The following is a 20008-nucleotide window of genomic DNA, read 5'->3' as shown; positions in this document are numbered from 1 at the left end:
GCACATCTAACGTCGGGTGCGCCATGGAATTTCAGATCCGAATGGCATCGCGCTACTCGCGAATGCTATTTGGCCTACTCAGGCATTATGAGTATCCATGGATAATGAACCTACCGCTGATCACGTACATGTGTGCGGTGTGGGTTGAATATTGAACAAACACGAGACGCAGGGCCCGGCCCCCGAGCGAGAACGCGCACGGCGGCGTGGGTGGCGGTGGTTGACGTGTGACGTCACCCTGGTGTCGCACCGACCGTCGAGAACAAAGACTGTCAACAGCGGAGGCGAGGTCTGACATGCCGCCCATCAGAGTGCACATGACCGGATCTGAGTGGTTCTCGTCGCTGCCCGGCGGGCTGAATCGCTACTTCACAGACCTTTTCACGGCGCTACGACACCGCGACAACTTCGAACTGTCGGCCGCCGCATTCGGGGTGCCGTCCGACGGCGGACGGTCCTGGGGCCCCACGGGTGGCCCCACGCGCTCCCGGGTTCTCACTGCATTCAACGACCGATCCGGGCTGCGGCCACCCGGCATTCTGGATCGCCACTTCTGTCTCTATGGACCGTCTGCCGCCGGATGGCGCACCCGCAGCAGACTGGTTGTGCATTTTCACGGACCATGGGCGGCCGAGAGCAGGTTCGCGGGGGCGGGGGCTCTCCGCTCACACGCCAAGTACGTCGTCGAGCGTCTCCGGTACGCCGGAGCCGAGCGGTTGATCGTGCTGTCGGATCGATTCCGGGACGTTCTCATCGAGGACTATCGGATACCCGCGCACCGCATCGAGGTCATCCCACCCGGTGTCGACCTCGACAGATTCGGCCTGCTGCCACGACTAGATGCACCCACCGGCCGGCGGACCGTGCTGTGCGTGCGCAGGCTCGAACACCGCATGGGAATACACCGTCTGATCGAATCGTGGCAGTCGGTCGTATCGGCGCGTCCGGATGCCTGCCTCATGATCGTGGGCACGGGCACTGCCGAGAGCGACCTGAGGACACAAGTCGCGGCCGCGCGTCTGAACGACAGCATCCAGTTCACCGGACGCGTCGACGACCTGACCCTGACGCAGCTCTATACGCTCGCCGATTTCACCGTCGTGCCATCGGTGGCTCTCGAGGGTTTCGGACTGATCGCACTCGAGTCTCTGGCCACCGGCCGGCCAGCCGTGGTCACCGACTGCGGTGGGCTCCCCGATGCGGTGCGCGGCCTGGACCCCTCGTTGATCGTGCCCTCCGACAATGCCGAAGCACTTGCGGCACGCCTTATCTCGGCGCTCGACGGCGTGCTCCCCACCCCGCAGCAATGCCGCGGGCATGCCGAGACCTTCTCCTGGTCCACCGCCGCGCAGCGTCACCACGCCGTGTACTCGGAGCTGATCGCATGATCCGAGCGATGTTCGTCGCTCACACCGCGGCCCCATCCGGCGCGGAGCTGGCGACCTCGCGATTGCTGTCAGCGCTACGTAACGTACCCGCCGAGCACACGATCGAGCCGTCGGTGATCTACACCGAAGAAGGTCCCATGGTGGGTGCGATGAGGTCGCAGGGCATACCAACTTCAGTGTTGGCCAACACTTTCGATAGCCGGAGCGTCACAATCCGTGATTCCGGATGGTTGCGCCGGCTCATCGGCGCCGTGGCACTGATTCGCCTCGGATGGGATCTGGGTGCCGCCGTGCGCGAGAGCGGAGCCGACGTACTGGTCGCGGGGAGCACGAAGGCGCTCATCATGTCCGCCGTGGCCGCCACACGAGCACGAATCCCCTTGATATGGCACGTGCACGACCGGATATCCGCCGAATATTTCGGTGCCACACTGGCATTCCTTGTCCGCACACTCGGCATGATCGTCGCCGACGGGTACATCGCCAACAGCCGGTCCACCGAAGATTCCCTGCGGCCACGGCGCCGTCCGGGTGTCGTGGCATATCCCGGACTGGACTTTCTGCGGACCCCCGACGCCGAACACGCGCCGCAGCGACCTTCCTCCGAAACTGTTATCGCCGTCGTCGGCAGGCTGACTCAGTGGAAGGGACAAGACGTCTTCCTACGTGCCCTGGCCAACACCAAGGTCCGACCCCACCATGCATATCTCGTCGGTGGCACGTTCTTCGGCGAGGAGCCATTTCGCACCGAATTGGAAGACCTGGCAAGCGAACTACAGCTGCCTGTGACATTCACCGGCCATGTCGACGACCCCACCGACATCCTGTCCATCGCCGACATTCTGGTGCACTGTTCGGTCATCGCCGAACCGTTCGGGCAGGTCGTCGTCGAAGGCTTGCGTGCGGGCTGCGCAGTCATCGCCACCCGGCCCGGTGGCCCCGCGGAGACGATCGAATCGGAAGTTCACGGGCTACTGGTCGACGCCGGCGATACCCGTCAACTAACCGAGGCCCTCGATCGTCTTATCGAAGACCGTGAACTTCGAATGCGGTTGGCGCATGCCGGACGGTCCCGGGCCAGAAGGTTCGATATCGCCGATTCGGCGCAGACCGTCGCGTCCTTCTTCTCAGACGTCCTCAACCGCCGCGCGGCAACACCGAGGGAAGAGCGCCGTGTCTAGGGAGCCTCGACGTAGCGCAACGCTGCCACGGATACGGAGATTGGCCAGGGATTTCGGGGCCGTCATCTTCGGCAAGTATGGCCAGTACATCGTCACATTCGCGACGGTGCCACTGCTCGCCCGAATTCTGGGCCCAGCGGGAATGGGTCTGTTGGCGGTGGGGATGGCCGCGTACTTCTTCGGCTCCATTCTCGTCGACTTGGGCATGACACCATTTCTCGCCGCACGGCTGCCCGCACTGCGCGACACTCCTGCCGAACTGCGACAGGTCCGTACCGACTATCTGGCCCTGAGGCTTATGACCCTGGCCGCACTCGGCACCGCGTTCGGAGCCGGGTCGATTGCCGGAGTGCCCCCGTACGTCCACACGATTCTGTTGGGGCTCTTCGCCGGTGGGCTCTGGGCCACCTCCGACGACTGGCTGCTCATCGGGCAGGGCCGGTTTGTCGCATCGGCGATCTATCAGGGGTCGGGGCGCATCGCCTACCTTGTGCTCCTCATCGTGCTACTACCGCACTCCCCCTATGCCTCCACCGCAATCCTGTGCCTGCTGGGCTCGTCGATCTTGACGGTCGTGGGCACCTGGTGGGACAGCTTGCGGACCTTCGGCGCTCTCTGCCGTCCGTACACACCTGGCCAGATCCTGCGCACCAGCTGGCCGATCGTGACCTCACGACTTCTCACCACCGGGTACGGGCAAGGGGCGCCGGCGATCTACTCCGCCATGCTGGACGCCGTGTCGCTGGGCCTGTTCTCGGCAAGCGACCGTCTTGTCAGGGCGATGCAATCGCTTCTGGACATGATCGGATTGGTCCTGTTGCCCCGGATGGCCAAGCGCAGTGGGCACGAGCACTTCTGGCGCAGCGGTTTTCAGGGATTGCGCGGCGCCGTCGCGGTGGCCGTGCTGGCCTCGGCCCTGCTCTGGGTACTGGCCGCACCGATCGTTCACCTCATCTTCGGAAGTGAATTCCTCGGGGCCGTCGGCCTGTTACGCGCCGAGCTTCTCATTCTTCCGGCGAGCACGATCAGTTCATACATCAGCACCGCGCTGCTACCCGTGCGTCAGGACACGCATGGAGTTCTCATCGCGTCGGTGGTGGGGACGGCCGCCTCGGTGGCAGGGCTGATCACTGCGTCCTGGAGCCACTCCGTGTGGGCATTGATCGGCGGCGTCATTGGCGCCGAATTCTGCGTCGCCATCTGGTATCTAGTCCGCGTTAGACATCTGTCGGCACAGGAGCGGACCGTGGACGTCGTGGCCGACATGACACAAGAAGGTATTCCGCGATGAAGATCCTCTTTGTCGGAGATGACTGGGTGGGCAGTAATGCCCGGTCAATGGCAGACGGATTCCGCCAAGCCGGCCATGACGTAGTCGTCGTCGACACCACGCGGGTCACCTTGCCCACCCGGTTGTCACCGGCGTGGGTGTACTCGAAGGGAATGCGCCGGCGTGCACCCTGGCTGCAGAACTCCGTACACGACCTTATCGACGGTATCGCACGAGATTTCGTCCCCGACCTGCTCTTCGGGTTCAAGACCATCCATCTGGATCAGGCTCGCCTGCTTCAGGTTCCGGCAGCCATCCGCGTGCACTACAGCCCGGATGACGTTGGGAACCCCTACAACACGACGACCGATTACCTGACGCACGAAAGCGCGTGGGATCTGGTGGTCACCACTAAACAACACAACATGCCCGAGTTGCAGGGCCGGGGAGCGCGTCGAGTGAAGTTCGTACGCAGCGCCTATGACCCCGCATGGCATCGCCCCTGCGCCAAAAGATTTGCACAGCAATATCTTGTGGGATTCATCGGAGCCAGACGCCCAGACCGATCCGGCCTGATCGCTCGACTCGGCAGCGAGCACGGAAAGGATCTGCTGGTTCGTGGTCCGGGCTGGCGACGGATGCCCTCGCTGCAGACCACCGGAGCCACGATTGGCGGAGCCGTCTACGGCGATCACTTCGCGACCACCGTGGCATCGGTGACCGCGAACCTGGTCTTGCTGAACTCCGACAACCGTGACACTCACACCTGCCGAACCTTCGAGATACCGGCGTGCGGTGGGCTGTTCGCCGGGCAACGCACCGACGAACACAGCGAACTGCTCAATGACGGAACCGAATGTCTGCTGTTCTCCGACGAGGCTGAACTTCGCGAGATTCTGCACTGGTGTGCGCGCCACCCCGCGCAAGCCGCCAAGATCGCCGAGGCGGGCCACCTGCGCGTGACCCAGGAACCGCACCGATACGTCGACCGTGCCAGGGAGATCATCGATGAGCTTCAGTGACACGAAGGAAGCACCCCACAGACCACGGTGGCGCAGTCGGATCCTCGTGGCCTGCATCACGATCACGGTGCTCATCGCGGGGTTCGTGACAGCTGGTTGGCGGGTGTACATGCATCCGCAGACCGATCCGCTACGGCCGGCCGATGCCATCGTGGTACTGGGCGGCACCCCATACGAGCGCTTCGATGTCGGGCTGGACCTCGCGCAGCGTGGATACGCACCGTACCTGCTCATCGCGCAGTCGACCGGAGCGGATGACCGCAATATGGACAAATACTGCAAGGGGCATTTCACCTTCACGGTCAGCTGCTTCATCCCCGATCCCTGGACAACCGAGGGCGAAGCCCAGGAAATACGCTCCAAGGCACAGGAACTCGGCTGGCATCACATCATCGTCATCACCTTCACGCCGCATGTTTCGCGTGCCCGCTACATCGTCGGAAAGTGCTTCGATGGCGAGCTCACCATGGTCGCCAGTCCCACACCTTCCGGAGTTGCCTTCTGGTCGTGGATGTTCGTCCGCCAGTCGGGCAGTTACGTGAAGGCCTTTTTGACCCCCGGATGTTGAGGAGCCACCACAGATGAACTCATCGCGTATCGCAATCGTCCACGAACGCTTCACCGAGTTCGGCGGCTCGGAACTGGTCGTCGCCGAGTTTATGAAGACCTGGCCGCAGGCCAAAGTCTTCGCACCCATCACCGAACCCCAGTGCCGCCGACAGGTGATGGAGGCCGCGGGCCGACTGGACGGCGCAGCGCACAAGCCGATCTACGGGACCTGGCTCGATGATGCATACGCCCTCACCGGACGCAGGTCGCACGCACCACTGCTTCCCCTGGTCCCCAGTGCCCTGGGGAGACTGCCGCTCGGCAATGACCTTGATGCGGTGCTGATCAGTCATCACTCGTTCGCCACCCAGGCGGCATTCGCCACCGAGGCGCCCGTCGTCGCGTATGTGCACAGCCCGGCCCGCTGGGCGTGGGATCGCACATTTCGTGATCACGAGATGGCAAGCCGTGCAGGTCGAATTGCCCTGTCCGCGTTAGGACGGCTCGCCCGCCGTGGAGAACTACGCGCAGCACCTCGCCTGTCGCACGTCATCGCCAACTCACACGCCGTGGCCGAGCGGATTCGCGAGTGGTGGGGGCTGCCGTCTACCGTGATCAGCCCGCCTGTGCGCATCGACCGGTTCTCTCCCGCTCCTTCGATACCCCGGGAGGACTTCTACCTGTGCGCAGGAAGGCTGGTCCCGTACAAGCGCGCAGACCTGGCCATCAGAGCCGCCCAACGGGCCAACTGCCGCCTGGTGGTGTTGGGCGAGGGGCGATTCCGCGAGCATCTCGAAGCCATCGCCGGACCCGAGACCACCTTCCTCGGCGCCGCATCTGACGAGGTCCTCCTCGACATGTACCGACGATGCCGCGCCCTACTCATGCCCGGCGTCGAGGACTTCGGGATCGTCCCCGTCGAAGCAATGGCTTGCGGGACACCGGTCTTGGCCTTAGGTGCGGGAGGCGCCCTGGACACGGTGGATCCGGGTGTCACCGGTGAGCACGTGCAGGCCGGCCCGGATGACGCCGTGGTGGCGCAGCTGGCCGCGCTGATGCGGAACTTCAACCCGACCGACTACAGCACCGACGCCATCCGGGCACAAGCATGCGGGTTCTCACCCGAGGCGTTCCGTTCCCGGATTGCCGACACCGTGCTGGGGGCCGTGCACGCCTAGTCGCCCGCGGCGTGCTTTCCTCCGCTCGAACCGGATCCGCTGTGGGAACCCGAACCGTCTGAGCCGCCACCCGCGTTCGATCCATGGGAGCCGCCGTCGGATGCGCGGTGCTTACCGCCCGAGTCACTGGGCGCCGCGACCTTGACCTTGGTCGAGGTACCCGAGGTACCCGAGGAGTCTTCGTGGTGCTTTCCACTGTCGGAGTCGTTCTTGGCCACGGACGAGTTGCCTGAATCCTTGTTCGCCTCGGCGGCCTTGGATTCGGCCTGCGCGGATGTCACGGATTCGACGGTGTTGGTGACCGTGGAGGTGATCGCGCCCCTGGTCTGCTTGATGGTGCCCTTCGCCGAATCCTTGAGCGCACTATTGGCCTTGTCGACCTTGTCCTGCAGTTTCTCCTTCATCACCGGCTTGGCGGGCTTGTTCTTATCTTTGGGGTCATCCTTCGCCTCTGCCTTGGGGGCATCTTTCGCGATGTCCTTCGCGGGATCAGCAGCGGGTTGAGCCGCGGGTTCACCGACCGGGGAAGCACTGGACTCCGAAGCGCTGGGTGCGGGCACGGAAAGTTGTGCAGGCGTGGCCTTCTCTACGACCTTCTCCTTGGCGGCAACGAGGTTCGAGGTGAGATCCAATGTCGGAGCCTCGAGCTGCTTGATGGCGGGGATCCTCGGAGTGCCCAGTTCCTTGGCCGCCGGCGCGGGAGCCTCAATGTGCTTGGCTGCCGACGCGGGTGCGTCCGCGGCCGCGAGGGCGTTCGGCACCGAAGACGAGAGCGGCGCCGGGGCCGCGCCGATCAGGCTGCCGAGTTGCGTCATCACGTCCTTGTAGAACTTGGAGGCCTGCAAGGTGTTCGATGCCGCCCCGTTGAACAGGTTCCCGTACTGCTGAGTCAGCAGGTCCGAAATCGGTGTCATGGCGGGCGTGACCAACCCCTTGTACAACGGGGTGAGCGCCTTCGCGAGTTCGACCGTCGGATCAGGGATTCCGAGCGCCGTGCTGATCAAGCCCGAGACAGTGATGAGCTGGGTGGGCACAATGCTACCCGTCGGAATCAGGTTGGGCGGGATGATTCCGAGTGGGGTATTGGCTCCGGGTGCCGTGCCAAGCTGGAATGTCGGCATGAGACCAACACCGAAGAGCGATGGCAGAGTAAAGCCCATCCCCTCGGTCCCCATGTTGAACCCACCCAACGAGTAGACGATCGGTATCGGCAACGGCCCGGAGAACGGCGTCTGCAACACCATGACGTTCTGCCCGTTGTTGATGTTGAATCCGTTGGTGCCGATGTAGTTTCCGGTCGTCACGTTGAGATTCGTCATGCCGAGCCCGAGCATCGGAATGGAGAAGTTCGACAGCGTCGTACCAATCGGCGAGTAGATGCCGTTCTGCGTCGGGATGAGAACGTGTGCGTTGAACTGACCGGCTTGCCCCAGCCCAAGCGGTGCCTTGATGCCGTTGGCCCACATCGGGATCGACAGCACGGTCTGCGGAACGTTCACCGCCCCGCCGTCGACGACCAGGGTGGGTGCTGTCGCCCACCACCCCGTCTCCATTCCCAGGGGGAATGTGTAGTTGCCGGCGCCCATCGGGACCCAGGCCGTCACGTTGGGCAAGGTGCCGTCGGGCAGGATGCGGACCGAATCAGGCAAGATCCCCAAGGGGTCCAGCGAGGCCGGAATCTTGATGTTGAGCCCACTCGGCGTCTGTACAAAGGTGTTCGTGATGGTCGTCAGACCACTGGCTTGCAACAGCGGCCAGTTGTAACCCGCCGTGAACTTGTCCTGCTCGGCAATCAGCCCGTCGACGATGTCGCTCAGGGGCGGCAGCTGGCTGACGATCGGCCCGATGATCGGGTTGTTGAACACGGTGTCCAGCGCGTTGGCCAGACCATTGACCAGGTTCGCACCCGGAATGGTCGTCGGCAGCGGGAGGTCTACGAAACCCTGCCCGGGGATCTTGATGGCCGGAATGACCCCGGGAACAGCCGTCGGGAGCGGGGTGCTCGCGAGATTCCGCAACACATCGGGCAGATCGGCGATCTTGGTCAGATTCGAGTGCGTGAGGGTCGTGCCGAACGTCGGGAGCAATCCGCCGGATCCCTGTGCGAGGGGATTCCACGCTCCCCCGGCCGCCGACCCCATCGCATTAGTCCCGGATAAGTAGCTATTGAGCGCGTTCTTATAGTTGGTGACCGCACCCTTGTAGTCCGGCGCCGCCGCAGCGGCCTGCGCCGTAGGCGCGACGAAAGCCAAGCTGGCCGTCGCGGCGACGGCCCCCGCCACGGTCACGGTGCGTTGAACAACGACCTTTGTGGATGACTTCCGATGTCGCTTAGACAAGACCGCAACCCTCTCCTTTGAGGAAACCTGAAACGTGAACAGCACTGTAAACGTGTGACCCACCTCATAGCCGGGATTTGAAAATCGTGTCTACCTGCGATTTGTCTGGTAACACTCCATGCCCAGACTCGCCTCGGTCGCTGCGCTCGCCGCGAGCAGGGGCCGTACTCACGCAAAGTGGTTGACCAAAGTTTGCTAGATCCGTCAACAAGCGTTTACGTCGAGCAACTAGACACCCGAAGCAAACACTCCAATCACCTGGCCGCCGGGGTACTACAAGCCCAGTAGACGACCGTCAATTTACGTTCACGCGTGAATCCATTTTCACGATTCGTGTGCATCCAGGAACCGAATAGCCCATGATGGCCGAGACGTACTCGTAGATTGCTGGGATTTGTGTTCCAGGTCACACAGGGAGCTGTATTGATCGCCGTAGCCGCAACCACTCTGAGCTGCGTCTGTGTGGGCCGCTTGCGATGACCACACAGGACGAGCGCCACGCCACCACCGATGGCATCGCGGCCATCCAGGATTGGACCACCGGATACGTCAAGCGTCACCCTCTTGAATCACTCAAGACCGTCGGTGAGCAGTTCATGCTCGGCGTCCGCACTATTCAATGGTTCTTCATCGACCTGTTCACCGGCCAGTTCCAATGGCAGGAGTTCGTCCGGCAGGGCGCATTCCAAGCCGGCACCGCCGTCGTCCCCGTCATCCTGGTGACCCTGCCCATCGGTGTCACACTCTCGATCCAGTTCGCGCTGCTTGCCGGACAGGTCGGTGCGACCTCACTGGCCGGCGCCGCCAGTGGTATCGCGATCATCCGTCAGGCTGCCTCCTTGGTGGCCGCCCTCTTGATGTCCGCCGCCGTGGGCTCGGCCATCACCGCCGACCTCGGCTCGCGCACTATGCGTGAGGAGACCGACGCCATGGAGGTCATGGGCGTTTCGGTGATCCGGAGGCTCGTCGTCCCCCGCTTCGCCGCCGCCATCATGATCGGTATCGCGCTTACCGGCGTCGTCTGCTTCGTCGGCTTCCTCGGCGCTTACCTATTCAATGTCTATTGGCAGAACGGCGCCCCAGGCAGCTTCGTCACGACCTTCTCCGCCTTCGCGACCCCCGGCGACATGATCCTGGCTCTCATCAAGGCCGTCATCTACGGCGCCATCGTGGCGGTGGTGGCCTGCCAGAAGGGGCTGTCCACCAAGGGCGGCCCGATCGGCGTCGCCAACTCAGTCAACGCGGCGGTCGTGGAATCGATCCTGCTGCTGATGACGGTAAAACTCGCCATCAGCCAGCTGTACATCATGATGTTCCCGCGGACGGGGCTGTGACATGACCGCGTCAACTTATGTACCCCCGATTGCGCGACCCTTCGTCGGGATCTACAACAAGGCACAGAAGCCGATCACCCGGCTTGGCCACATGGTCGCGTTCTTCTTCCGTGCGATCGCAGGCGTCCCCGTCGTGTTCCGGCATTACTGGAAAGAGTTCCTGCGGCACCTGTCCGATATCGCCTGGGGCAACGGCTCTCTGGTGGTCGGTGGCGGTACCGCCGGCGTCATGATCGTCCTCGGCATCATCGCCGGCGGACTGGTGGCCATTGAGGGTTACAACTTCCTGGATCTGTTGGGCCTCGGACCGGCCACCGGCATCATCTCGTCATTGGTCAACACCCGCGAACTCGCCCCGATCATGGCCGCGATCGCCTTCGCCACCCAGGCCGGGTGCCGCTTCACCGCACAGCTTGGCGCCATGCGCATCTCCGAAGAGATCGACGCCATGGACTCCATCGCGATTCGACCCATCCCCTACCTGGTGACGACACGACTGATGGCGGCCACCGTCGTCACCATTCCCCTGTACGTCGCGTGCCTTGCCGTCAGCTACCTGTCCTGCCAGATCATGGTGGGCATCATGAGCGGCGGATCCATCGGCTCGTACCTGCACTACTTCGGCATCGGCGTCAGCGGTATCGACATCTTCTATTCGGTCATCAAGGCCATCATCTTCGTGTGGCTCGCTTCGACCATCCAGTGCTACTACGGCTTCTACGCCAGCGGCGGCCCCGAGGGCGTGGGCGTAGCCGCCGGGCACGCCATGCGGGCCGCCATCACCCTGGTCATCATCGTCAACATGCTGCTCACCATGGCGCTCTGGAGCGTCGACGCGGGCGCGAGGTTGGGCGGCTAAATGGCGGCGAATTCCTTTGAGACAGACGGCCGCGGACCATCCGAGAAACTTCTTCTGGGCACCGGCGTTGTCATGATCGTGGTGGCCTCCCTGATCACCGGACTCATGTTGTTGAAGTCCACGGGACGTCTCAACGACTTCATCCGGGTGGTTGCCGACCTCAACAACGTCGGCGACGGATTACCGCAGAAATCCGATGTGAAGTATCACGGCGTTCTCGTCGGTGAGGTGGACGGCGTTACGCCCGCCTCCAACGGCCAGCCCAACTTCGTACACATCAACCTCAAGCCGCAGTACGCCAAATCCATCCCCAGCACCGCCACCGCCCGTGTGGTCCCCAGCAACGTGTTCGCGGTCTCGTCCGTGCAGCTGGTCGATCGCGGCCCAGGCGCTCCCATTCGCCCGGGCGCGCATATCGCCGAGGACACCCAGCTCCCGACCGTGCTGTTCCAAACGACGGTGAGCAAGCTGCGTGATGTGCTCACCGCGACCGGCCGTGGCCGCGACGACCACTCCACCGGCATCCTGGCGGCCCTCGGCGCCGCGACCGACAACCGGCGCGTCAAGCTACTCACCGGCGGCGCGCAGTTGAACCGTCTGATCGCCCAACTCAACGACATCGTGGTGACCGATACCGGTCCCTCCACGGTCAAGGCGCTGCTCGACGCCACCGAGGGCCTCAAGCAGACCGCCCCCGAGCTGATCGACTCACTGCATCAGGCCGTCATACCGATGCAGACCTTCGTCGAGAAGCGCGAGCAGCTGACCAGCCTGATCAACGGCGGTCTCACCACGGTGGGCACCACCCGGCAGGCCTTCGACAACCACACCGATCAGCTGATCGGCATCACCACTGACATCACGCCCGTCATCGGCACCTTCGCGAACAACGCATCCAAGTTCCAGATGATCTTCCAGAAGGCAACCCAGTTGGGCATCAAGTGGTTCGAAGAGCCCTGGAAGTCGGACGTAGACACCCCCAACATGCGGGTGAATCTGTCGATGACCCCCGGCTCCACGTACACCCGTGCGGATTGCCCCCGGTACGGCGACCTCAAGGGACCCAGCTGCTTCACCGCACCCGAACTCGTGGTGCGGCCCGATCTGCCGGAAACACTGCTACCCCAGAACTACAAGGTGCCCGCGGATCTGCAGCCACCCCGCGGAACCGTGGTCGGCCCCGACGGGAACCTGATGGCGGTCGGTCCGCCGTATGTCGTACCGCCGGGCGGGCCGAACCTGACGGATCCGAATCCCCCCTGCCACCGTGGCAGCCGAATCCATCACCGCGTATCCCCGGCACCGCCGACCCCGATCTGATGGAGCCGCCACCGCCCCCGCCCCCACCGCTCCCCGCCGCACCCGTTGCGCCGGGTGCACGTGACGGCGGCGGTGCACCGATCGCGCCGGCATCCTTCGGCGGGACGGTAGGCCCGGTCGGCAGCGTGGCCGAACGCGCCCAGCTCAGTGTCATCACCGATAAGCCGGCCAGCTCCTCCACTCAGCTGCTGCTCGGTCCGGTCGTGCGAGGCACCACGGTCTCGCTCGCGAAGGAAGGATCCCAATGAAGTTCCGTGGTCCGTTGATCGCGCTCGTCGTCTTCATGGCGATCGCGATGGTGTTGACGTGGCTGGTGTACGCCACGCTGCGCCGTGATGTGGCGGGCGGTACCACGTCCTACTCGGCGATTTTCACCGACGTCTACGGCTTGCGCGACGGCGACGACGTGCGCATGGCCGGTGTGCGCGTCGGTCGCGTCGAGAAGATCGAGCTGGTCAACAACAACCAGGCCAAGGTGAACTTCGCCGTCCAGGATGACCAGAAGCTGTTTGGCAACACCCTCGCGTCGGTGACGTACCAAAACATCGTGGGCCAGCGGTATCTGGGCCTGTCGCTGGGTAAGACGGGTGACACCAATGTGCTTCCCGCCGGATCGACGATTCCGCTGGAGCGCACCGATCCTTCCTTCGACGTGACCACGCTGCTCAACGGCTACGAGCCGCTGTTCAGCACGCTCTCTCCCGAGCAGGCCGACAACCTCACCAAGGGTGTTATTCAGTCTCTGCAGGGCGATCAAGCCTCGATCACCGCACTGGTCGACCAAACGTCCACGCTGACAAAGACTTTCGCTGGCCGCGACCAGGTACTGGGCAACGTGATCACCAGCCTCAGCACCGTGACAGGCAACTTGGCCCAGCAGAACGACAGCCTCGACAAGGCCATCACCAATACCCGGAAAGCGGTGTCGGACTTCGACTCTCGGAGACCGGAACTAGTCAGCTCGGTAGGCTCGCTGGCGCAAACCATGCGGCGCCTGTCGAAGATCACCGACGAGGTATACCCGTCCCTTGACGAGCTCATCACTCGCCAACCGGGCTTCGCCAAGCACATGGTTGAGATCGAGCCGAAACTAGCCTTCCTCGGCGGCAACCTGCCGCTGCTACTGAAAGGGCTGGCCCGCATCACCGGTGACGGGGCCTACGGCAATGCCTACATCTGCGACCTGAACATCACCGGTTTCTTCCCGGGCCTCAACGATGTGGTGCCGATCATCGTCAACGCCGCGTCGCCGGGCAATGTGGCCCAGCACTCCCCACGATGCAGGAACCTGGCCGATGGCTGAACAATCAAGATGGCAGCGGATCAAGAGCCGGCCGGTCGAGACCTATAACAAGACCTGGTTGGGGTTCATCGCCATTGCGGTGATCGGCGCCCTGGTGGGCGGCATGCTGTTGGTGAAGGCCATCGGTTTCGGCTACACCACATACACCGCCGAGTTCGCGCAAGCGGCGTCGCTGCGGGCGGGCCAACCCATCACAGTGGCGGGCATCCCGATGGGCACCGTCACCGGCATGAAGCTGGTCGGAGATCACGTCGAGGCCAAGCTGTCGGTCAGCGATGACGTGAAGCTGGGCAAGGACACTAAGGCCGCAATCCGGGTGACCACCATTCTGGGCTCCCGCTACCTGGACCTAAGCCCCGAAGGCCCGGGATCGTTGCCCAACAAGACCATTGACCTGGCCCACACGGAGGTCCCCTACGACCTGCAGGCGACCCTCAAGGATGCGACGAACACCTTCGATCAGGTCGACTTCGACAAGGTGGCGCAGTCATTGAGCATTCTGGGCAAGCAGCTCGACGGGCTGCCCGAGGTGGTCCCACAGGCCATGCAGAACATCCAGACACTGTCCTCGATCATCGCCGAACGACGCGATCAGCTCGGCACGCTACTGAAGAGCAGCGAGAAGGTGACCAACACGCTGCACCACCAGCAGCAGGGCATCGGAACGCTGATCAACCAGGGGCAGAACCTGATCGGTGAGTTCGTGGTGCGTCGTGGCACATTCCACGCGATGATGCAGTCGCTGACCAACCTGATCCAGCAGCTCAGCAAGATCGCCATCAAGGACCGGCCACAGCTTGACGACATGCTCAAGACGCTGCATCAGCTCACCGACATGCTCGGCCAACACGATGACTTGCTGCGCAACATCTTACAGATCACACCGGTCACGTTGCGTGGTGTTGCCAACGCCACCGGAACCGGCAATGCCATCGAGTTCAACGCGCCCAACGGCCTGGCCGTCGATTCCTGGATGTGCGCAATCAGCGGGCGTGCCAAGCAATTCGGGCTGATCCAGTACTTCAAGGACTGCAAGTGATGAACAGCAAGGGCGCCGGAAAAGGCAAGGCGGTCGCCGTCATCGCAGCCATCGCGGTCGTGGTCGCGGGGATTGTGGGTGCGGGAGCGTACTACGTGAAGTCGCAGTTGGACCACATCACGCTGACCGCCCAGTTCGACAACGCCTCCGGGCTTTACGAGTCGAATGTTGTCGCGGTACTGGGCATGCCGGTTGGCAAGATCACGAAGATCACACCGCAATCGGGATACGTCGATGTCCAGTTCACCGTCGACAAGGACGTCAAGGTGCCGGTCGATGTACAGGCCGTCACGCTGTCCACCTCGATCCTGACTGACCGCCAAGTCGAGCTATCCCCTCCCTACCGGGGCGGGCCGACCCTGCAGGACGGCGACACCATCGGCCTGGATAAGACGAAGACACCGGTCGAGTTCGACCGGGTGCTGGGCATGCTCGACAAGCTATCGGTATCGCTCAAGGGCGACGGCCACGGCCAGGGGCCCGTCGGCGACATCATCAACGCGGCCGCCGGAGTCACGGACGGCAATGGCGACAAGATCAAGTCGGGGCTTGATGAATTGTCAAAGGCGTTGCGGCTCAGCTCGGAAGGCGGCGTGACCACCCGCGAACAGATGACCACCATCATCAAGAACGTCAGCTCGCTTTTCGACGCGGCGGCCGCCAACGACGGGAAGCTGCGCGAATTCTCCACGACCATCCACCAACTCAGCAACATCATCGACGATGAGGCCCTTGGGACGGGTACCACCGGACGCCAGCTCAACGCTCTGATCACGCAGGCCGGCGATATCCTGGAAGCCAACCGCGACCACATCAAGGCCGCGGTCCTCAATGGCAACACCGCCCTCAAGACGGTTGTCGACAACCAACGCGAACTCGCCGAAACCCTCGACGTAGCGCCCCTGGCCGTGGAAAACCTGTACAACACCGTCGACCAGGACAACGGATCGTTTCGCGCACGATTCCTCACGGACAAGCTGCTGTTCGAGAGCCAGACCGGCAAGGAGATCTGCAACCTGATGGGCCTGCGCCAACTGGGTTGCAGCACAGGCACATTGCAGGACTACGGACCCGACTTCGGCCTGTCCTATGTGCTCGACGGGCTCGCGGCGATGGGGCAAAAGTGATGACTACACGTAAACGACTGGCCGCTATGGGCACAGCAACGATGCTGGCTGCCACCGTCCTCTCGGGCTGCGCGACCAATGGCCTAGGCGACCTGCCCTTGCCCGCGCCCGGAGTCGGTGCCGGCGGCTACCACCTCACCGCATTGTTCTCGAACATCCTGAACCTCCCGAATAACGCGAAGGTGAAGTTGGCCGGTGCCGATGTCGGCCAGGTCGACGACATGCGGGTGAGTAACTACACCGCCATCACCACACTGCGCATTCAGGACGGGGTACGGCTTCCCAAGGACAGCACTGCCGAACTGCGTTCCGCCACGCCGCTGGGCGATGTCTTCGTCTCGATTCGTCCCCCGGCGGACGCGACGTCGGATTCGCCCATCCTCAGGGAGGGCGACACCATCGGCCTAGATTCGACGACGGCCGCGGCGACCGTGGAATCCGTGCTGAGCTCGGCCGCGCTCGTCTCCAACGGCGGAGCGGTACGCAACCTGACCAACGTCATCAACGGCTTCGGTAAGGCAACCGGCGACCAGGGCCAGGCGTTCGGTGACCTGATCAAGGACTCCAATCGGCTACTGGGAACGTTGAATACGCGATCGGCGCAGATCTCGGAGGCTCTCACGCAGACTTCCCGGCTGGCCGACCAGCTCGACACCAAGAACCAGGAACTGACGGACATCGTGAAAGAGGCCGACCCGGCCACCGAGGCGCTTGCCGCCAACACTGCGCAGCTATCCCAGCTGGTTCTGCAGATTGGCGCCACCACCAAGCAATTGCAGAAGTTCCCGTCGATCGCGGGCACCGATACGAGCGGACACAGCCTCATCAAGGACGCGAACACAGTCGCCAAGGCCTGGAACGACGTAGCGCAAGATCCAACCGTTGATATCAATGCGCTCAACCGGCAATTCACATCTCTTATAAAGGTCACACCAAGCGACACAATCTCCGTGAGGGTAAGCATCGACCGACTGATTCTCGGGTCGATGCCGGATGCGGGATTCAAGGGCGACGTCGGCACGCACGGCCCCAAGCGCTACAACTGGGCTCAGCTGGTCGGTTCCTTCAAGTACACGCTGTGGCGCCTACAAGAACGTGTCGTGGGCAAGGGCGTGTACGGCGACGACATCCCGATGCGGCCGAGCCCAACCGAACCCGGTGTGATCGAGCGTGTTCCACCGGGCAACCTGCCTGCCCCGGGGCAAGCAGAACCCGCGTCGGCTCCTGCCCCCGCTCCCGCACCTGGAGCCACCCCCGGACCGGAGGCGATGGGCCGGTGATCGACACTCTCGCCAATGGCCTCGTCGGCTCGATTCGTGCCGCACACCGCAAGAAAATGGTGCTCTCCGGCATCGCGCTGGCCACCGTGCTGCTGGTCTCGATCGGTTATCTGACGGTGGGCGCCTTACGCGTCAGCCCGTTCTCCGGCACCTACCGCGTCAAGGTGCAGCTTCCCGAATCGGGCGGCCTGCTGCCCAACCAGGATGTCGCGCTGCATGGCGTGAAGGTTGGCACCGTGCAGTCGCTGGCTATCACCCAACAGGGAGTCGACGCGATCGCCGAGATCCAGTCGAAATACAAGATCCCCGTCTCGGCGAAGGTCCGGGTCACCGGCCTCTCACCTGCCGGTGAGCAGTACATCAACTTCGAGGGCGCCTCGAACCAGGGCCCGTTCCTCAAAGACGGCAGCGTCATCTCCGAAGGTGCTCAGGTTCCTGTCACATTGGCCAAGCTGTTGGCCGATGCGGATGGTCTGCTGGCGCAGGTGGACCCCAAGAAGCTTGAGCTCATCAAGAAGGAACTGAGCCTGAGCAAGGAGGGGCCGCGCAAGCTCACCGAGATCATCGATGGCGGCACCTTCCTGCTGAGCACCCTGGACTCGGTGCTGCCGGAGACCACCAGCCTGCTCAAGACCAGCCGCGTGGTGCTGACCCTGGCCGCCGACAAGAACGCCGGCATCAAGGCCACCGCCAATGAGCTGGGCCGCACGCTGCGCGGTGTGGAGAAGATGCAGAACGGCTACCGCACGCTTGTCGACCAGACACCCAAGACACTTCACGCGGTGGACAATCTGTTCGCGGACAACTCGGACACCATGGTGACGCTGCTGGCGAGCCTTGCCACCGCCTCCAAGCTGCTCTACCTGCGCGTCCCGGCCCTCAATGCACTGTTCCCGAACTACCGGGGTTCGGTATTCGACGCGTTGATGAGCATCATGCATGAGGGTGGCATCTGGGCGACCGCCGACCTCTACCCCCGCTATGTGTGCGACTATCCGACGCCGAGACTCCCGGGCTCGGCTGCCGACTACCCCGAGCCGTTCCTGTACGCCAACTACTGTGCGGACGAGGACCCGGCAGTCCTGATCCGTGGCGCCAAGAACGCGCCGCGACCAGCAGGGGACGACACCGCCGGACCGCCCATGGGCGCCGACATGGGGAAGAAGGCCGATCCGACACCGAAGGGACGGTTCCAGGTACCGACCACCTATGGTGGACCGACACTGCCGATCGAACCCCCGCGTTGACGCCTGACCTGCGAATCAGATTCAAGGAGCTACTACCGTGGTCGCTATGACCAAAGAAGACGTCGACTCCACAAGCGACGCCGACACGGACAAGGTCGACGAGAAGGAAGCCGCGGACACTGCCGCGGAGACCAACTCGACCGACACCGACGATGCCGAATCGACCGCTGTGTCTGATTCGGATGCGCCCAGCCTTGACGACGAAGAGGGCTCGCCATCAGCAGTGACGTGGGTGCGCTACGCCGTGATCGGGGCCGTCGCGGCAATCCTGGTGGGCGCTCTCGTCTTCTCGGGTGTCGTGGGCTGGAAGGTCTGGCAGCAACACCAGATCGACGCGGCCGGAGAACAGGCTCAGGCGATCGCTGTCCCCTTTACGGAGATCTTGACCAGCATCGACACCAACAGCGTGGACGAGAACTTCCGGCAGATCCTCAACGGATCCACCGGTGATCTCAAGAACGAGTTCACCAAGGCCAGCGTGCAGCTGCGTCAGCTGCTGATCGACAATAAGGCCGCCGCGCACGGCAAGGTCGTCAACTCGGCGATCCAATACAAGTCTCCGGACAAGGTTGTGTTGCTGATGATGGTGGATCAGAGCATCACCAACACCCAGCGGCCCGATCCGCGGATCGACCGTAGCCGGATGAAGATCACCATGGAAAAGATCGATGGCCGTTGGCTAGCGAGCAAGCTGGAGTACCTGTAAACCGCCGGAAAGGTCATCATGCGGATTTCTAAGCTCTTCACCGGGCGGGTAGCCCGAGGGGTTACGGGAGGGGCAGCCGCTGCCCTGGTAATCAGCGCGGCGATCAGTAGCGCGCCGTTGGCGTCAGCATCGGCGCAGTCCTTCTGCGGCGAACTCGGTGGCAACTTCGACGGGCTCTACTGCCACACAGTGGTGACCTCGCCGCGTAAGGCAGATCGCGATATCAAGGTCGCCATCCCCGAGTTGGTGGACAGCAACCCCGCCATCCGTGAGTACCTGCGCAATCTGTACAACAACTGGAAAGCCAAGGGCGCTGACATGATTCAGGACAGCTATGGCGAGGAGAACTTCCAGATCTTCAACCACGGCAGCACCACGTCGATCGTGTTTCACGAGGACTATCACGCCAATGGTCCGCAGGTGAACAACGCGTACCGGACCTTCAACTACGACGGTGGCAAGCGCCTGATGCTCGCCGACATTCTCAAGGGCGGCGATTTGAACGCCATCCCGCCGATCGCCGAACCCTTCATCATCGAGGCACTGGACCGGGCGGCGCCGGGGCATACCCCACAGACCTATCCGTTCACGCCCGACCGGTGGACTCCGGACAAGGTGTATTCAGGCGCCTACAAGGCCTGGGCGCTGACACCGGACGAGTTGATCATCTACATGCCGGATTACCCAGTCGCCCATGACTATCCGATCGATTACTCCCCGGGCCAGCGGGTGTACTCGATGGACGGCGGTACCGTGGAGGCGCATATCCCGATCGGCGCCATCGCACCGATCCTGAAGCCCGGGTACGGGGGCTAGAACGCAGTCAAAAATGCCCGCCTACGAGCGACAATGCTTGTAGGCGGGCA

At 63.2% G+C, this 20008-nt stretch carries 16 protein-coding genes and 1 pseudogene; 16 read left to right on the top strand and 1 reads right to left on the bottom strand.

Annotation, left to right across the window (positions count from 1 at the left end; all coding sequences use genetic code 11):
• The first annotated feature begins 317 nt into the window (after positions 1–317).
• Genes B4383_RS09300 through B4383_RS09275 form a run of 6 tightly spaced genes read left to right on the top strand, consistent with a single transcriptional unit; the run spans position 318 to position 6588 of the window.
• The gene (locus tag B4383_RS09300; protein WP_078290438.1) at positions 318–1388 is read left to right on the top strand and encodes a glycosyltransferase; all 1071 of its coding nucleotides are present in this window, start codon (positions 318–320) and stop codon (positions 1386–1388) included.
• Positions 1385–2569, top strand: a complete 1185-nt coding sequence (locus B4383_RS09295) for a glycosyltransferase family 4 protein (protein ID WP_078290437.1) — start codon at positions 1385–1387, stop codon at positions 2567–2569. The genes B4383_RS09300 and B4383_RS09295 overlap by 4 nt, the downstream gene beginning before the upstream one ends.
• Positions 2562–3860 (top strand): oligosaccharide flippase family protein, encoded by a 1299-nt coding sequence (locus B4383_RS09290; protein ID WP_078290436.1) that lies wholly within the window; start codon positions 2562–2564, stop codon positions 3858–3860. The genes B4383_RS09295 and B4383_RS09290 overlap by 8 nt, the downstream gene beginning before the upstream one ends.
• Positions 3857–4861, top strand: a complete 1005-nt coding sequence (locus B4383_RS09285; RefSeq protein WP_078290435.1) for a glycosyltransferase — start codon at positions 3857–3859, stop codon at positions 4859–4861. Before B4383_RS09290 ends, B4383_RS09285 begins: the two co-directional genes overlap by 4 nt.
• On the top strand, positions 4848–5429 hold the full coding sequence (locus B4383_RS09280; protein ID WP_078290434.1) for a YdcF family protein: 582 nt from the start codon (positions 4848–4850) through the stop codon (positions 5427–5429). The genes B4383_RS09285 and B4383_RS09280 overlap by 14 nt, the downstream gene beginning before the upstream one ends.
• Positions 5430–5442: 13 nt before the next feature.
• Positions 5443–6588 (top strand): glycosyltransferase, encoded by a 1146-nt coding sequence (locus B4383_RS09275; protein WP_078290433.1) that lies wholly within the window; start codon positions 5443–5445, stop codon positions 6586–6588.
• Here B4383_RS09275 and B4383_RS09270 read toward each other — a convergent pair.
• Positions 6585–8972 carry a hypothetical protein gene (locus tag B4383_RS09270; protein WP_078290605.1) on the bottom strand — a complete coding sequence of 796 codons (2388 nt, stop codon included), beginning with the start codon at positions 8970–8972 and terminating at the stop codon, positions 6585–6587. The two genes, B4383_RS09275 and B4383_RS09270, sit on opposite strands and share 4 nt — an antisense overlap.
• 431 nt (positions 8973–9403) lie before the next feature.
• Between B4383_RS09270 and B4383_RS09265 the strand changes: the two genes are divergently transcribed.
• The 10 genes and pseudogenes from B4383_RS09265 (at position 9404) to B4383_RS09220 (ending at position 19958) form a co-directional block, all read left to right on the top strand.
• Complete coding sequence (locus tag B4383_RS09265; protein ID WP_078290432.1) at positions 9404–10261, top strand: ABC transporter permease; 858 nt, start codon at positions 9404–9406, stop codon at positions 10259–10261.
• A gap of 1 nt (position 10262) precedes the next feature.
• Positions 10263–11120, top strand: a complete 858-nt coding sequence (locus B4383_RS09260) for an ABC transporter permease (RefSeq protein WP_078290431.1) — start codon at positions 10263–10265, stop codon at positions 11118–11120.
• Positions 11121–12688, top strand: a pseudogene (locus tag B4383_RS09255) (MlaD family protein).
• A complete protein-coding gene (locus tag B4383_RS09250) occupies positions 12685–13743 on the top strand; it encodes an MlaD family protein (RefSeq protein WP_078290430.1) in 1059 nt (352 codons plus the stop codon). The pseudogene B4383_RS09255 and the gene B4383_RS09250 overlap by 4 nt, the downstream one beginning before the upstream one ends.
• Positions 13736–14782, top strand: coding sequence for an MlaD family protein (locus B4383_RS09245; protein ID WP_078290429.1), 1047 nt, complete (start codon positions 13736–13738; stop codon positions 14780–14782). Before B4383_RS09250 ends, B4383_RS09245 begins: the two co-directional genes overlap by 8 nt.
• Entirely contained in the window at positions 14782–15909 is a 1128-nt protein-coding gene (locus B4383_RS09240) for an MCE family protein (protein WP_078290428.1), read from the top strand. The genes B4383_RS09245 and B4383_RS09240 overlap by 1 nt, the downstream gene beginning before the upstream one ends.
• Positions 15909–17189 carry an MlaD family protein gene (locus tag B4383_RS09235; protein ID WP_078290427.1) on the top strand — a complete coding sequence of 427 codons (1281 nt, stop codon included), beginning with the start codon at positions 15909–15911 and terminating at the stop codon, positions 17187–17189. The genes B4383_RS09240 and B4383_RS09235 overlap by 1 nt, the downstream gene beginning before the upstream one ends.
• Complete coding sequence (locus B4383_RS09230; RefSeq protein ID WP_078290426.1) at positions 17186–18436, top strand: MlaD family protein; 1251 nt, start codon at positions 17186–17188, stop codon at positions 18434–18436. Before B4383_RS09235 ends, B4383_RS09230 begins: the two co-directional genes overlap by 4 nt.
• Positions 18437–18473: 37 nt before the next feature.
• A complete protein-coding gene (locus B4383_RS09225; RefSeq protein WP_078290425.1) occupies positions 18474–19142 on the top strand; it encodes a hypothetical protein in 669 nt (222 codons plus the stop codon).
• A gap of 18 nt (positions 19143–19160) precedes the next feature.
• Entirely contained in the window at positions 19161–19958 is a 798-nt protein-coding gene (locus B4383_RS09220; RefSeq protein ID WP_139360648.1) for a mannan-binding protein, read from the top strand.
• The last annotated feature ends 50 nt before the right edge of the window (positions 19959–20008 follow it).

Origin of the sequence: Mycobacterium sp. D16R24, from assembly GCF_002013385.1 — a bacterium.
Lineage (GTDB): Bacteria > Actinomycetota > Actinomycetes > Mycobacteriales > Mycobacteriaceae > Mycobacterium.
This window is presented reverse-complemented; position numbering and strand designations above follow the sequence as displayed.